At 40.0% G+C, this 16,392-nt stretch carries 10 protein-coding genes; all 10 read right to left on the reverse strand.

From position 1 onward, the window contains the following. Positions 1–214: 214 nt before the first annotated feature. On the reverse strand, positions 215–808 hold the full coding sequence (locus tag BM253_RS14015; protein WP_091525553.1) for a Crp/Fnr family transcriptional regulator: 594 nt from the start codon (positions 806–808) through the stop codon (positions 215–217). Positions 809–853: 45 nt separating this feature from the next. Further along, positions 854–2,125: a chloride channel protein gene (locus BM253_RS14020; RefSeq protein ID WP_091525556.1), complete on the reverse strand. Its 1,272-nt coding sequence runs from the start codon at positions 2,123–2,125 to the stop codon at positions 854–856. A gap of 50 nt (positions 2,126–2,175) precedes the next feature. After that, positions 2,176–3,378, reverse strand: coding sequence for an NO-inducible flavohemoprotein (hmpA, locus tag BM253_RS14025; RefSeq protein ID WP_091525558.1), 1,203 nt, complete (start codon positions 3,376–3,378; stop codon positions 2,176–2,178). A 159-nt stretch (positions 3,379–3,537) separates the two neighbouring features. Continuing rightward, positions 3,538–4,023 (reverse strand): hypothetical protein, encoded by a 486-nt coding sequence (locus BM253_RS14030; protein ID WP_091525560.1) that lies wholly within the window; start codon positions 4,021–4,023, stop codon positions 3,538–3,540. Next, positions 4,020–6,521 carry a hypothetical protein gene (locus BM253_RS14035; RefSeq protein WP_091525562.1) on the reverse strand — a complete coding sequence of 834 codons (2,502 nt, stop codon included), beginning with the start codon at positions 6,519–6,521 and terminating at the stop codon, positions 4,020–4,022. The genes BM253_RS14030 and BM253_RS14035 overlap by 4 nt, the downstream gene beginning before the upstream one ends. A gap of 11 nt (positions 6,522–6,532) precedes the next feature. After that, positions 6,533–12,091 carry a hypothetical protein gene (locus BM253_RS14040; RefSeq protein ID WP_091525563.1) on the reverse strand — a complete coding sequence of 1,853 codons (5,559 nt, stop codon included), beginning with the start codon at positions 12,089–12,091 and terminating at the stop codon, positions 6,533–6,535. 12 nt (positions 12,092–12,103) lie between these two features. Next, entirely contained in the window at positions 12,104–13,231 is a 1,128-nt protein-coding gene (locus BM253_RS14045) for a hypothetical protein (protein WP_091525565.1), read from the reverse strand. A 2-nt stretch (positions 13,232–13,233) separates the two neighbouring features. After that, positions 13,234–13,413 (reverse strand): hypothetical protein, encoded by a 180-nt coding sequence (locus tag BM253_RS14050; RefSeq protein ID WP_091525567.1) that lies wholly within the window; start codon positions 13,411–13,413, stop codon positions 13,234–13,236. A 12-nt stretch (positions 13,414–13,425) separates the two neighbouring features. Then, positions 13,426–14,535, reverse strand: a complete 1,110-nt coding sequence (locus BM253_RS14055) for a hypothetical protein (RefSeq protein WP_091525569.1) — start codon at positions 14,533–14,535, stop codon at positions 13,426–13,428. A gap of 2 nt (positions 14,536–14,537) precedes the next feature. Then, complete coding sequence (locus BM253_RS14060) at positions 14,538–16,352, reverse strand: hypothetical protein (protein WP_091525572.1); 1,815 nt, start codon at positions 16,350–16,352, stop codon at positions 14,538–14,540. Between the last annotated feature and the right edge of the window lie 40 nt (positions 16,353–16,392).

Consider the following 16,392-nt stretch of genomic DNA (forward strand, 5'->3'; position numbering starts at 1 on the left):
CTTATTTGTTTGTTCCAACGTAAAATTATTAAATTATTCGTAAAAAAAACAGTGAGAATTTTAACATTTTTTATTTTGAAAAACCATAGTTATCGAAAGGGGCTTGATGCTGGATGTGATGCTGCACTTCGATGGAGCTCAGTGACCAGCTTAGTAACGGATGCTTAATGACTGTAAACTACTAAAAAGAAATGTTGCTCAAAATCTAAAGAAATTACTCCAGATAAATCTTTCCTTCAATGATCTTTAGGTAACCTTGTTTTTCCAAATGTTTTATGGTTCTGATTACGGTTTCTACTCGTAAGCCGGTTAAATCTGCTAATTGTTGTCGAGATAATTCCACCACGAAAAAATCGGTTTTTGTTCCAGATTGTTCTTTAAGATAATGCAGTAACTTCAACAGACGCTTTTCAGGATTTTGCGATGACAATTCAGGTGCCATGATTGCTTTGTAATATAGACGGCGAGCCAAACTGCGGTTTATTTCAACAGAAACTTCAGGGTATTTGTACAGCATTTCATCAAACAACGATTTCTTGATCTGTACCACTACTCCAGCCGAAATTGCAATGGCGTTTGCCGGATAAGGTTCATTGATAAAAAGCGGTGGTTCGCCAAAACTGCGACCTGCCGTAAAAATTTCTTGAATAAATTCTTTACCGTCTTCGCTGTAATTGTTCATCTTTACCTTGCCTTCAACCACCTGATAATAATACGACGGAAAATGTCCTGCCTTAAAAATCAGTTCATTCTTAACCACGTTACGCAACGTTCCGCCACAATTTAATATCAAATCGACTTTAATCATTGTATCTTAAAATGAACTACAAAGATAGGCAGTTATTGCAAAAGTTTACTTTTTCAACGCCAGGGTATAAACCGTATAGGGAAATATTTTTTTGGATATATAAAAACTGATAAACACCAAAACCGCCAACGGCAACCAAAGTGCATACGAATTAAAAATTCCGAAGGTTAAAAACAAAGCGGTAAATGGCGCATGCAAAGTTGCTGCAACCGTTAAAGCTACGCCTAAAACAACAAAATTAATCAGTTGGGCATCGGCAAAAAAGTACTTTTGAACAATGAGTCCAGCCAAAGCACCCATAATGGCTCCGCCAAAAATGCTTGGTGCAAACACACCGCCATCGCCACCTAATTTCAGTGTAAATCCGGTTGCAAAAGGTTTTACAAGCAAGGCCCCAAGCAAAAGCCAAAAACTTACCAAAACAAACAGACTGTTATGATGAATGATGCTTTCTATTGCATGATATCCGTCGCCATACAGTTGCGGAAAAACAAACAACACGCAGCCTAAAAGTACACCACCAGCGATTAGTTGCAGGTACGGACTAAAATCTAAAAAGTTATTCTTCTTTACAAACGATACAACCTTGGTCATGTACACGCCGTAACAGCCCGCCAAAACGCTTAAGGCAATAAAAAACGGAATTGCCTGATAATGTATAACTGTTTCGTGATTGCCTAAATTAAAAACCGGTGTAACATTCATTAAGAAAATGATCAATGTAGCAAAACCAACGCTTACCAGATGCGTTACCCAAAACACTTTTGTTTTTTGCTTACCAATGGTTTCGTACGAAAAAAACAAACCTGCCAACGGACTGCAGAATAAAAGCGTAACACCACATGCAATTGCCGAACCTATAAACTCTTTGCGGTATTTTTTAAAGATCGGATCTTTTCTTGACGCCATATCGCCCAAAGCTGCTGTTGCTACTACGGTTGAAACCTCAATACCTGTGCTTCCGCCAAAAACCACCGTTAAAAATCCGTTGAAGAAATGCGAAGGCACTTTGTAAGGCGGTAGTTTTTTGCCTTCGCGCACGGCTTCTAGCACCTCGGAAATTCCTTTGTTCTTTTTTTTATTGAAAACGTAGGTTCTTAAAAAATAAATAATCAGCAAACCTATCAGCGGAAAAACGATAAAAAAAAGTTTAAAATGCTGTGCTTTGTTAAAAAGCAAATGTTCGTATTCTTCCACTAAATTTTTAAACATCAACGTGATTAATCCAACGATAATCCCCACTAATGCAGCACAATACACAATGCGGCTCCACTTTACCCACACAATATTTTTCTTTGTAACTATACTATTGTTCATATATGCAAAAAGAGAAGCATTGCTTCTCTGTTTTTAAATTATAAATTTTATTAGATAGATTTCGGTCCGAATTCCTCAAAGAAAATATGCTTTTCACTGATTTTATTGTCGGTTAGTTCTTTGACTGCTTTTTCGATAAAAGGTTTTGGTCCGCAGATATAATACTCGGCTTCGGGTTCAAACTGCCATTTTTCAATTTTAGAAAAATCGAGCATGCCTTCATAAACATCTTTTGCCGCCAAGGTTTCATTGACCACTTCATAAAACTGATGTTGTTTTACCTGTTGATTTTCTTTAGTGATCGTTTCCAATCGGTTTCCAAAAGCTCGAACTTCTTCATTTCTACAAGCGTGGATCCAAACTAACTCACTGTTTTCTTTTGATTGATCTAAAGATTCTAACATAGACATTAACGGTGTTTGACCGATTCCGCCACTAATGAATACTTTTTTAGGATACATATTCTGCAAGGTAAAGTTTCCTGCCGGTGAACTGATCGATAAAATGTTTCCTTCATGAACCTCATCGTGCAAAAAGTTGCTGATCATTCCGTTGATATCAAATTTTTCGTTGCGTTCGCGTTTAACCGAAATTCGTAAATAATCTTTGTTCGGTGCACACGAAATACTGTATTGTCTTATCTGGTTTAAATTGATGTTTGGAAGAAAAACCTGAACGCTGATGTACTGCCCGGGAATAAAATTTGGAACCGCACTACCGTCTTCTGTAACCAAATAGAACGATGTAATTTCTTTAGATTCCTGAACTTTGCGTTGAACTTTAAAATTTTTCCAACCAACCCATTGTCCGTTTGTCTGCTGCTTGCCTTCGTACATTTTGGCTTCGTGACCAATCATCAACCCCGCTAATTGTCCGTACGCAGCTTTCCAAGCATCCAGAACCTCATCGGTAGCCAAATCTTGTAAAACTTCTTTGATCGATGCCAGTAAATGCGTCCCGACAATATCATATTGTTCAGGCTGTATATTTAAACTAACATGCTTGTGTCCGATTAAATCAACAGCAGGCATTAAAACCGCCGGATTCGATATATTTTCTGCATACGCCAAAACCGCCATAGCCAAAGCCGTTTGCTGCTTGCCCGACTGCTGGTTTCCCATATTAAACAGATTTTTTAATTCGGGATGATGCGTAAACATTCTGTTGTAAAAGTGTGTAGTTAAAGCAACTCCACCCGTACGTAACAACGGAACCGTGCTTAGTATAATTTCTTTTTGTTTATCTGAAAGCATTGCTGTAAATTTTATTTTAAGCAAAATTAGTTCCGGTTAAACATCAATTCTTATGATTGTAATCATAAAAACCACTTTTTAGTAGAAAATTAATAAAAAAAAATCCACCAACCTATTTAGATTAGTGGATGCTATTTTGAGGTGCTATTTAGCGGTTGATTATTTACCCGCTTTCAATACCAGATTATCAATGTAAACTGCCTGATGGATTCCGTTTAAAAGTACTTTAAAACCTAAATGCGCATCGTTTTTCAAGTTGATCGTGTACGATTTTTTAGTACCTGTAATTGCCGATGGTTTTGAAATAGATACATACGACTTAGCATCAGAAACAGAACCGATAGAGAACAATTCCAAAGAAGCATCACCAGAATTTTTAGAAATATCAAGCGTTAATTTATAAGTTCCCGCTTTCATTTTTGGTGTTGATAAGATCATTCTTTCGCCTGAACTCATCATAGAATAAAAAGTGATTTTACCTTCGCTGTTGTAAAGCATTGATTTACCAGATTCTGCATTCCAACACTTGTCAATTTTTTTCCAAGCATCAAAGTTTTCATTCAAACTTGTTAAAGTACTACATTGCGCGTTCGATGCAAAAGATGCACCTAACACCAATAATCCTGATAATATTATTTTTTTCATTTTTTATTTAGATTAGATATAAATTTGCGGTAAAAGTACTTAAAAAAGCTTTTGTAGAAAAGTGTTTTTATGGTGGATATGTTTTTAGAATCTTGTAACAGAGTATTCATTAAAATTTCACAGTCCATATAACGTCGTACCGAATTCTGTATCGTATTTCGGACGTCCCCCATAGGACCATGCCATTTACGTCTGTAATTATCGGTATTCACAAACTGTCCTTCATTGTAACGCGGCCATTTGGCGTGGACAGGATGCCCACCCGGATCAGGTTCCAGCCTGTGGAACGCAACATTGGAATCAACCGTAAGGCTGTAGTTGTCTACCAGTTGCCACCATTGCGAGTTGTTTGCAGTATTGATAAAGGATGTATAGTACTCAAAGAAAATCTGTCTTACGAAATTGCCTTGTATGGAAAACCGGACTTTTCTTCCATTGTCTATAAAATGTTTCCCGTTAATTGCACTTCCGGTGAGTGTCTTTCTTAACGTTGTATGAAAATCATAGTTATTTGCCGCTTCCGAAGAAAGTACCTCCAAACGTATATTTCCGGCTGTGGTATTGGCAGCAGGCTGAACCGCGAAAAACAGCTCCGAAGCATGCTGTACCTCTATGATACCTTCGCCGTAATTCTGTACAAAAGCTAAAGGATTGACGGCTGGATTGACAATGCCGAGTGCCTGTGCATATAGCACGGCATCGGTAAAAGTAACGACAAGATTATTTCCTGCAAGCTGGTATACCCATGTTCTGCTTGTATTGTTGATTGTATAAGGGACTACAGAAAAATCAAGCGTAGTTACTACAGGCTGATAAGGTGCACGCATCAGGCGTACGAAATCATTCGGCTTGTTGAATCCCTGCGGTGCTCCCTGATAATAATTTCCTTTCGGCAGGTGTTGCAACAGGTCATGTTTAAACTGCCATCGAACATGGATACCTTCGGTACTGTCCGTTCCGTGTGATCCTACGGATTGCAGGAAAAGATGTGCAGACTGCAAACGGCTTTTCGCATCAAGCAATACAATATCTTCCGGATTGGGGTCAGGATCATTACCGCACAAAAATTCAGTACCCAGATTCTCCAATCCTTCATAAACTTCCAGACCGTAGTAACCCACATCTGCTCTTTGCATTGACAAAGGAAATTCTTCAATCTTCAATTCCAATGGCGAGAGGTTCAGATCTTCCCCTAAGGGGCGTGTTTTACACGTTTCATATTCCGTTTCCGCGGAGGCTAGATAAAATGCCTTATGTTCCCACGGATTATAATAGGCACTCAACCACGAGCTAAATTTATTTTTTTCTATCTCTTCATTCAGCGTAAAGCCCCTGTTTTCCTCCGTACTGAAGATTTCCTTTGTCCATTGGGTGCCGGAAAGATCAGACTTCAAATTATAAAGAAAACTGTCTTTTGAAAAGTAGTAACCATAATCATTTAAAAACACGTGATGGTCACCCTGCTGCTCAAAATTTTTAACTTCTACATGTGCAGCCTGATTGACATTTTGGTTGTCTTCCGTGATTTCGGCAATAAAATAATGCGTGAACTCCTCGTACATAGGTACTGGAGCTATCACCCAATCCACCAGAACAGGTGCTTTCGTAAATATAGGCACCTCAATAAATTGCAGGTTAAGCCACCACCTTCTTATCGGTGCCAAATGGAACGTTTGCGGGCGGAAGCGGTGGTAGGAACCGATCACCAGATAACGTTCCTCGTTAATACGGGATACACTGTAAATATCAAGGTAATCCCTGTCGTAGCCCGGGGTCTGTCCCGGATAGGTCAGCACGTTGCTCTGAACGATATTCAGATCCTGATCCACCACGGTAATGATCCCGTTGTCGGGCATCGAATTATCACTTGTTCCCACACCTCCGAATAGATGAAGCATTCCGTTTCTCACATCCTCGTAGCGGTAATTCAATTCGATGCCTGCTCCCAAGATCCGGTTTACATTATATGAAATAATTTCATACGGATGAATCTTCATCAGGCAGTAATCGATCTGTACAACCTGATTACTGTTGTCGGTATGTATCTCATGTACGTTGACAACCATCGAATTGTCGTCAAACTTATGCAGGCGTGCCTTTATACCGAGCTTTTGCGCATAAAATGGGGTATCGTAACGGTCATAAACTTTATTGAAGTACTGCAAGGCACCTTCGTTCGCATCGATGCGCAGCAAGATCACACTGTTCAGATCGTAAACAAGTGCATATAATATCTCGGGAGACTCCCCGACAAGCAGGTCTTCCACATGGGAAACATCCCAGTGAGAATATCCGCTGGTTATCGTAGGGTATATGTAACTGCGCTCCCAGAGCATCGTACCTGTTTCATTGATACAGGCAATGTAGGGCACCGAAAATATACCTGTATCGGGACGTTTGGTATTACCAAGCACATAGGTGTACTCGTTGATTTTTACGGCTTTGTATATTTTTGTCGTATTGCTCCCTGCTTCTATATATCGGTTTACGTAAGTCATAATTGTCTGTTTTAATTGATGGAAACATTGATGAGTTGCTGTTCTTCTACAATGACATAATCAGTGCCGTTCCACGTCCTGTATACAAAATTGAAATGGAGCGTAGCTGCCGTAATGGCTCCTGCCGTATGCATGATCAGCGCGTTCGAGTAATCTTTAGAATACAATACGCGGTAATTCGCATCCGCACCTACCTGATCAGGGAACAACACTTCAATCATTCCTTTTTGTGAAGATGTGCCGGTTATCACTTCCAGCGGGAAACGCGGATTATTGAACGGTTCCGGATTACGGACAAGCAGTGCCTGCACGATACCCTTATTGGCATCTACGATACGGTTTATCTCTGTACGTACCGCTTTCTGAAGCATCGGCAAAGCAAACAGTCCTTCTGCTATACGGTCAAACGGATCAAGGAACTGGGTTTCGAGCGATTGGCTTGTCGTGTCAGGCGTGCCCTCTATCGTTGAACGTGCTGCCGCCAGTATCGTAGCATCCAGTTCCCGTTCTATCGTATAGACTGCTTCCTGCTCTACGGTTACACCATCATCGGCATACATATAGTAGCTTTTCACCTGGTCCTCAAAATTTCGGTAGCGTGAAGTCTGGAATACATATTCATGAATGATTCTCGCATACTGGTCTTTGATCTCCGGTGTAATTTCTTCCGGATTGATATTGGCTGTTCCCCAAAAGAAATTCATGATCTGTACGGTGTACAGCTTCTGCGGTTTCAGCCGTCTTGTTTCAATTTTACGGTAGTAAGACAGCGGTTCCAAAGGTTCGGTAACGGCAATACAACCATTGGGAAGCATATTGAACCATTGTTTTTCAACAGGTGAAATCAGCGGATTGAGATCAATCATCCAGCTTTCAATGGTCTGCGGTATAGGCAGTGGTGACAAATCAATACTTTGCTCGGTAGTTTCAAGGTTTGGTGGATTGACAATATCAATGTCTTCCACAGGATCTTTGATGATGATCTTCATCGTACCGCCCAGTTCAGGGAATACGCCGTACGCCTCCCATCCATTAAGCATTTTTTCGATATACCGTATTTTAAAGAACAGGTTTACCCCGGTTTGCGTATCATTGTAGAACATAGGTTTCGCACTTACCAGATCACCGTTCGCGTTCGGATAGGAACGGTCGTAATCTATATAGGAACGCAGCGAAGCATGAGGGTACTCGTCCGACTCATTGTGCGTAAGCGGACCGTACGGCGAATATTCATCGGTATGGAAAAAACCAACCGGTCCCGGTGTATGGAATCCGTACGCATATTCATAAAAAGCCTCATTTTCACCATTATCAACACTGTCTTTAAGTAAAAGGCTTACATAATAGCTGGTATCCGGACGCCAGATCGGTGGCAGATAATTGTTTACCGCATGTGCTGCTGCCTGTGCGTCTTCGGTAATATACTGCTGCGACGGAATATTGATATTGTAATCGTAATCTTCCACGGTTACCCATTTCACTTCATGGAACAGATTTATGCCCGTGAAATTCTCACCTGTTGTTGTTATCACGATCTTGCTTACCCCCTGATACGGTGAGAAGCTGGAAATGATCGGATTCTGCGCCTGAAAACTGCTCACCATTCTGGTTTGTACCAGTTCGTATTTCACAAAAGAGGAATTGGTATCTACTACCGATCGGAAAAACTCGATCTTCAATCCATTGTTAAATGTGGTCAGCTTCAGATGTACCTCAACCGAAGGTCCCGAAAGCATAATGATCAGTGGGACAGATTGCGAAAATGCCAGTGACTGGTCGTATCCGTGCGGATTGCTTTGACCCGTAACCTCTCCGTATTCACCGACAGGTACGATAGCACCGCTACTGTTTATATTGTAGGTGGTATCACCGAACACCTGATAGGATGCCTCCATGTTCTGGAAAAAGTTCGTTTGCGAACCGTAATACAGAGTTCCAAGAGGTTTGTCAAGGAAATGTGAGATATGTTCCACCTTCATAGGTGCCTGGCAGAACAAGGTGGTAGCACCCACACCATAATATTCCGGTGTAAACCAGCTTGGCTCACCTTGTTCCACATACGAGAACGGTGTGGTTGCCAGCAGGCGGATCGCGTTGTACTGCTTATCTTTTTTCTGCCATTGTCCCGCTTTTATCTTATCGACCATAGGATCGGTTTCGGTAGGATACATTGAGCGGAATGGGTTAAACGGCTGCCAACCCGCTGTCGGGCTGTAAGCCATGATCTGGATTTCCTCAATGCTGTACTGGTGCTTTACCTGTCGCAGCTCGATACCCTTCATGATGCGTTCCGGCGGGATCAGATCGGTACTGTTTTCCGGTGGATTGCTTACACCCCCAAGCATATTTTTTACAGACGTTGAAGGGATCATTCCTTTATTGGTCTTTATGTCGATATAGGTATCCAATGGTATCACGTGCTTGCGAATCTCAGCCAGATCAAGATTGATCGAACCGTTCGCAAGCCTTAAATTAGCAAGGTTGAATGTTTCGCCGGTAAGCATGCTCACACCTTTTACAAGACTGTCCAATTGTGACGGAATATCGCTGAGCGGACTGATCGGTGTACGGTCAACCTCACGGTTGAATTCCCATTTCAGTTCGATCTGTCCTTTTACTTTTAATTTTACAAACAACACCTTAATGCTTACGGATACGGCAAACTTACCATACACCATAAACGGTTTGGGCGATTCTACCGCCAAAAGCAGCGTAATGGAAACGGTAATACGGATGATGACAAAGTTGACGTCTGCCATAAGACCCGTTTCAAAATAACCACCCATCTGCGGACGTTCAAAGCTGATACGTCCTCCAAGTTCAAGGTACGCAAGGAACTTAATTCCTATTGGTCCGATGTTGCGTTCAAAACGGAACTCGCCACGTGCTCCGGCACGGATTCCCTTGCCCGAGAGCATAACGTACGCTTTCAGACTGAAAAGACCTGCCAGCAGACTTGCTGAAATAGGTCTTTCCTCGGTACCGATATTAATATACCATGCCGAAGGTTTGTCAAAAAAGAAACCTGCCTGTATTTCGGCGTAAATTTTAATAATATCACCGGAGCTTTCAGGGAACCTGTAATCAGCTCCGAAGCCGAACTCCATCGAATTGTCGCCAATGATGAAAAAGGCGAAGAAGGGCGGATCATCGTCAAAGGTTACCCTGCTCGATAACAGCTTCATCCGCGCATCCACCATGATCATGGAAGGCAGCGAAAGCAGCAGCATCGCGTTGGCGGATATGACGTTACCCATTGTGGTGGTATCACCCAAAAGGGCACCTACACCCAGTGAAATAGGGTTGGAATATTCTTTGGTATTCTCCGGTCCGTTAAATTTATCAACACCTACACCCCGAACACGTGCCGAGTAATATTCGTACCACGTATTTTCGGAGGTCATGCCGATGGCTTCTTTTTCGGCTACATAGCGGTAGCCAAGCAGTCCCCGGAATCCGAAAATGGAAACGGGACCCATCGCAATCGGGTTGGGCAGCTCAATAGCTGCATCGATAAGGAATGCAGGGTATTTAGGCGCAAGGCGCATATCTACCTTTCCGGTAATGCGTGGATTTTTGAGCTTCAGGCTCACGCCACCACGGTATTCCGGTGTAGTTCCCGGTTCAGGTATCGACAGCCAACCTTTGATAAGGACGGTCGGGTCACTTGAATTGGCAGGGATAACCAGATCGATATATATTGTCTGTATGTGCAAATAAGAATCCGGATGTTTACCTTCTGCTGCGTTATTATCGACGGTATAATAGAATTTAATCCCGTCGCCACGTGCATCCAGTCCTGCAATTCCTACATTCACACCGCCGTCAAAGCCGAAGTAATTGTACTTGCGCATTTTGCCGTCTTTCTGACGTTCGGTAGAACCGAAATGTATGGCAGTTACTGAAACCTGAACCGGACCTAAATTTAATTTTATCGGTTTTGGTAAGGTTAAGTTACCACCGTCTACTTTGAACTCTATGCGTCCGTTGCTGTATATACGCAATGAGGAGATGCTGATACTTTGTCCTTCGAGGAAACTGCCCATCATGCCTAAAAATTCAACATCGCAGGAAGCACCGATAAAGAAATCACCGTCTTCACGTCCCAGTTCAACAGACTTCATGTGAAATCTGAAAATATCTCCGAAATCGATTGTTGGATATGGCGGAGTAGTAGAAGCGGTTAATTTAAAATCACCGTTTGATTCAAGGCTACCTGTTACATCTATTTCAGCAAGATCACCGTTCGGTTTTTTGAAATTCGGGATTTCCAATCTTGCACGGATATTGGAAGATACAATGTCATTTTGTTTGAACGTAATATCAAAAGAATTGAAACCTATTCTCCAGGTTCCAAAGTTTACCCACATAAAATCGTCAATGGTTGTAGGCGTACCGTTAACCGTTTCCAGCGCGATAGTTCCAGAAACACCCCCGGTTCCAATCAGCAGGTTATATCCCGCAATACGTATGGTACTGTTGTCTGCATTGTTGAACCATTGACGAGGCAGTGTAATAGCTGCATATTCGGCATAGACTCCCCGAAAGTTTTCAGGGCGTCCATCCAAAACAGCTTCAGGTATATTGGAATGCGCTTGTAGATCGACTTTCAGACCCTCAAATTCCGCAATTAGCCCTGTATTTGCGATCATTGAACGATTCAAGTTGAAATCAAAAGCTTTATAGAAATTAAAGCCACTCCACGAAGAATATTCCAAACGTCCCACATCAAAGCGTAGCACACTGAAATATCCGTCAGGCAGCGGTTCATCTATTTCCAAACCCGTCACCGGTTCATTGCCGGTGTAAACAGGAACCAGCCATTTACGTGGAAACTGAAGTCCAACACTCAATTCGCGCAGTGCTGCTATGAAATTAAGTTTGGTTGCTTCATTAAAGCTATTTTCTGCGTTGGCAAAATATTTTGAGAAAATGGTTTTGATTCTTGCAAGCGGATCACCTGATACATTGATAAGCAGATCAAAAGTAACCTGTACCATATCATAATCCAATTCCATAATCTGATCGGATACATTTTCCACTTTGTCCCAAACAGAGTCATTCGTACCCGAAAGTACCGATACAGATTGCCCGTAAGTTGTGTTAAACTCGTTTGCAAAAGTATTGATGGCTGTATAGCCAGGATAAAATGCAGTAAGGACATCACTAAGCAACTGTCTTTCACTAACGTTTGCAAGGTTCAAAAATATCTTTAACACGGAAATGGCAGCACCATCAAACGTTGTATAGTCAAAGTCATATATATACTTTAATACCTGCCAGGAATAATTAAGGCTTACAGAAAATTCGGTAGTTCCCTGATTGGTAGGATTCAGTATAAGTTTCAGATCTTCTGCGATAGGTATATTAAGACCGATAGAGCCGGCGGTACTTAATGTTAATGTATAATAGCCATAAGAACCATCGAAACTTTGACTGGTAATAAGGTTATTTACATAAATATCATCTAAAAGATCTTCTATAGCATCGCGTATTCCCTCTAATTCATTGGGAATTTTCTCCAAAGGGAGTAGCTGGCTTAATGTTGGTTTCAATCCTTCGTTTGCCATAACTCTTATTTTTTAACTATCGTAATATTCTAAATCTCTCTGTGCAATCGCTGTTGGCTCGCTTTCTTCTGGTCTACCTTCCATGTATATATAGCACTTCACCCAGTTGTTGTATTTGTCGTATTCGTATTTATAATAAATAGACTCCCGTAAAACAATAGAACTTGCGCCTAAATATTGGTTAGGATAACTTCTTACAAACTTTTTTTCGATAATGTCGCCATTCTCATTATGATAAAAAATCATTGTAGGTGTTACGTGTTCCACACCCCTCATAGACGATTTTATATAACGGGTGCGCTCTTTTACATAATCCTTTTCGGGATGATACGCATATTTTTCAAACGCCAAAGTATCTTTACATCCGTAGTAAGTCACCTGGCTCATACGGTCTTTAAAGTCGTATTCATAAGCAATATGCAGATCAGGGCAAAAGCCTGTTTCAGTATCTAAAAAAAAGAAAGGTATCGGATCTTTTTGTTTAGTTCTTATATTAAGCTGCTTAACATTATTGTGGTTATCATAAATATATTCCGTTTCAGTAAAAGGTAAAGCTGCTCTTCCATAATTTATTTCCTTTAATATTCTACCATTCTGATCAATGATGTAATCATATTTATATTTAAGTGTGTCAGAACCGTAACCATGGTCATATGGTTTTTCGGTATTAGGCTTTACTAAAATATCGTAATCATTAACCGGATATATCTGTCGTTTTTTTAATTTAATTTTACTTTTTTCTGCCCAATCTGTTTCGTTATAAATATAAGTTGATGCTGTTCTATAATTGAAATCTGATTTACCAAAATAAGAACCGTTCAAATTACTTATGACGTGCTTTTTTAATCTTCCCTCTTGATCAAATTCGTTATAAATTCCACTTCCTAAAGCTTTTCTGTTCTGTAACATGATACTATGTCTTGCATAGGATTGAATCGTCTTACTTTGTGAAACCGCAAAAGGAACTGGGTCTATTACATAGGTATAATAATAGTATGCAGATTTGACAGGACCGTGATAATTGTTTATATATGCCGATGAACGCTTATAGTCCAACATTGCATCTTCAGCAAATACTTGTGAGTAGGCAATTTGCCCAAACATTAGTAATAATAATATGTATTTAATTTTGTTTAACATTTTTATTCTTTTACAATATCAAATAAGGTTCGTACCGGTATTTTTTTTCCTGCACTTGGTTTAGCAAGCAGGGCATCCAACTGTGTAAAAATGGCTCGTAAGGGGTCATTTATTCCCAGATCGGTTAACTGCCCGTCTTTATAAAGTTCTGCATCGTACATCATATACTCCTTATTTTCCATAACTCTTATTTTTTAACTATCGTAATATTCTAAATCTCTCTGTGCAATCGCTGTTGGTTTGCTTTCTTCTGGTCTACCTTCCATGTATATATAGCACTTCACCCAGTTGTTATATTTGTCGTATTCGTATTTATAATAAATAGATTCCCGTAAAGCAATATACCTTGCACCTAAATATTGCTTAGGATAGCTTCTTACAAACTTTTTTTCGATAATGTCGCCATTCTCATTATGATAAAAAATCATCGTTGGTGTTACGTGTTCTACGCCACGCATAGACGATTTTATATAGCGGGTGCGCTGAGTTACGTACTCCTTGTTGGGATGATACACATATTTTTCAAACGCCAATGTATCTTTACATCCATAGTACGTTACTTGGGTCATCCGGTCTTTATTGTCGTACTCATAAGCAATATGCAGATCAGGACAGAAACCTGATTCGGTATCTAAAAAATGAAAAGGAATAGGATCTGTTTGTTTAGTTCTAATATTTAGCCGCTTAATATTATTGTTGTCATCATAGAGATATTCTGTTTCTGTAAATGCCACATCTGATGTTCCGTAATTAATTTCCTTTAATATTCGACCATTATCATCGATAGTATAATCGTATTTATAATATAATATATCAGGACTACCTCCGTATTGTAAATTATGATTAGGTTTTACCAAAAAATCATAATCATTTACAGGATACATTTGCTGTTTTTTCAGTTTTAATTTATTCTTTGCTTTCCAATCTCCTTCGTCATAATTATAGATTGAAGATGTTTTATAATTTGGATCAGATTTCCCAAAATAAGATTTGTCTATATCCATTCGCACACTTTCTTTTAATCTTCCGTCTTCATCAAAATGATTATAAAAACCACTTCCTAAAGCTATTCTGTTCTGTAACATAATACTGTTTCGAGCATTAATAGAACTTGACGTCGCAAATGGAATTGAATCAATTACATATGTATAGTATCGATAGACGGATTTGATTGGACCATGATAGTTATTTATATAAGCTGATGAACGCTTATAGTTCAACATCGCATCTTCAGCAAATACTTGTGAGTACGTAATTTGGCCCAACATTAGTAATAATAATATGTATTTAATTTCTTTTAACATGTTTAGTCTTTTACAATATCAAATAAGGTTCGCACCGGTATTTTTTTTCCTGCACTTGGTTTAGCAAGCAAGGTGTCTAACTGTGTAAAAATGGTTCGTAAAGGGTCATTTATTCCCAGATCGGTTAACTGCCCGTCTTTATAAAGTTCTGCGTCGTAAATTAACTGCGCATAACCGCCTAAGCCAAGATGCGCGGTTCCAATGGCAGCACCTGCTTTTAAGCTTGCGCCACCACTTACACCCAGTAAGCCTTCTATTTTTATTTCAAGCCCCATTATATCGGTTAGCAGTGTAAAATAATTTATGAAATCATTTATACCTATATCTTTTGTATCGTAATCTGATTTGGGTGTAATCTCCTGCATAAAATCATCAAACGATGGCGGATTTTGCAAAAAACGCCCCAAGGCATCTAAGAAATCTTCTGGAGGGTCGTTCTCGGCTAATCGGTCATCAATATAACCGTTCAATCCTTTAAAAGATACAGTACCACTACCTGATGGATAAGAATTATTTACGGCAAATAAATAGTCATAGAATGTTTTACGCGAATTATTGCTTTCGGCTTTTTGACGTGCTTTTACCTGTGATTCTATTTCTGAACGCTTTTTAAATAACGTACCTTCAAACGCATTTCTTTGTGCTTGATTTTCTAAAACTGTATGCCTGTAGTACAACTTCTTTAAATAAAACTCTAAAATGGAAAGCAGCGATGAGAAAGGTACCTCAATTTTAATACCCAGTGCCACTGCAGTATCTAAAAGCTGCATTGGTTGAGATATTTTACCGAAAAACTCAACCAGCATGACTGTTTCATTATCGGTACCTGCTGCCGTTTTAAATGTTTCTACTGTTTTCTTGGTGTATTTTTGGTTTGCGCTGTGTTTCGCTTTTTGTGCCTTTGCTCTGGCATATTCAGAATCTTTTTTGAATAAGCCAACTTTCTTTTGATACACGAAGCCCAAAAGCAGCTTTTTAATATTTGTGAAGCTGAACTCGTAGTTAGTACCCTGCGTATAAATTTTATATATTTCAACCAGACTTAATTTCAGTTTTGCTTCGGTACCGGCAGCGGCTAAATCTTCTATATCGCCTGAAAACATACCCAAATGGGTATAGGCTTTAATAGTCATTACACCGCTTTGGTTATTTATAAATTGCAGCGAACCATCTGTGTTTTCCACGATGTCCGTTGTACCTTCCTGAACTCTTACATCGGCAACTGTTACATTGCTCACATTTGTATTGCGGATCATTTCTACCTCATGTGTAAGTAGTACACCTCGGTCAAAGTTTATGGCGTTGAAAAATTCTCCAACAAATGGTAAAGAATTCAAAAACAATCTTTGCAAAAATGTACCAAGTAAACCGACTGATAAGGTACTTCTTGTATACATCTTAACTTCGATCTTGCTTCTGCTAAACATCCGGGCATCCAGTTCGGGTACTTTAGGATTGTTTTCGTATTCATGCTCAAACTTAAAACAGATCCCTGAATTGCGTTCTTGTGTAACCATAGCACCCATTCCCGGGATAAGGTTTAAGAGATTGTCAATATCTCCGTAGCTTTTAGAAGCATTCATCTCAGTATCATCTTGTCCGGAATTGATTTTTACATTACCGTCTCCGTTTGCATTGGGAGTTGCAAGCCCTAATGCTGCCCTGCCCCAAAGTGATGTAGACCGGCTGAGTTTTATCTCGCCTTTGGTCATATACTGGCGGGGTTCCAGGTTCATGACGTTAAAAAACTTGAGTATACTTGCAGTCAGGTCTGTTGCTACAGGACCTAAAAACGCCATCATTCCGGCAACAAGCATGGTTTCGTCAGGTCGTAGTGGAAACTCATAAGTTGTCTCT

The sequence above is a fragment of the Paenimyroides ummariense genome, assembly GCF_900115115.1.
In the GTDB taxonomy this organism is placed as follows: Bacteria; Bacteroidota; Bacteroidia; order Flavobacteriales; family Flavobacteriaceae; genus Flavobacterium; species Flavobacterium ummariense.

Coding starts and splice junctions, on each gene's coding strand:
- BM253_RS14055 (WP_091525569.1), bottom strand. CDS start 14,535: ATGTTAAAAGAAATTAAATACATATTATTATTACTAATGTTGGGCCAA.
- BM253_RS14040 (WP_091525563.1), bottom strand. CDS start 12,091: ATGGCAAACGAAGGATTGAAACCAACATTAAGCCAGCTACTCCCTTTG.
- BM253_RS14060 (WP_091525572.1), bottom strand. CDS start 16,352: ATGCTTGTTGCCGGAATGATGGCGTTTTTAGGTCCTGTAGCAACAGAC.
- BM253_RS14030 (WP_091525560.1), bottom strand. CDS start 4,023: ATGAAAAAAATAATATTATCAGGATTATTGGTGTTAGGTGCATCTTTT.
- BM253_RS14045 (WP_091525565.1), bottom strand. CDS start 13,231: ATGTTAAACAAAATTAAATACATATTATTATTACTAATGTTTGGGCAA.
- BM253_RS14020 (WP_091525556.1), bottom strand. CDS start 2,125: ATGAACAATAGTATAGTTACAAAGAAAAATATTGTGTGGGTAAAGTGG.
- BM253_RS14050 (WP_091525567.1), bottom strand. CDS start 13,413: ATGGAAAATAAGGAGTATATGATGTACGATGCAGAACTTTATAAAGAC.
- BM253_RS14035 (WP_091525562.1), bottom strand. CDS start 6,521: ATGACTTACGTAAACCGATATATAGAAGCAGGGAGCAATACGACAAAA.
- BM253_RS14015 (WP_091525553.1), bottom strand. CDS start 808: ATGATTAAAGTCGATTTGATATTAAATTGTGGCGGAACGTTGCGTAAC.
- hmpA (WP_091525558.1), bottom strand. CDS start 3,378: ATGCTTTCAGATAAACAAAAAGAAATTATACTAAGCACGGTTCCGTTG.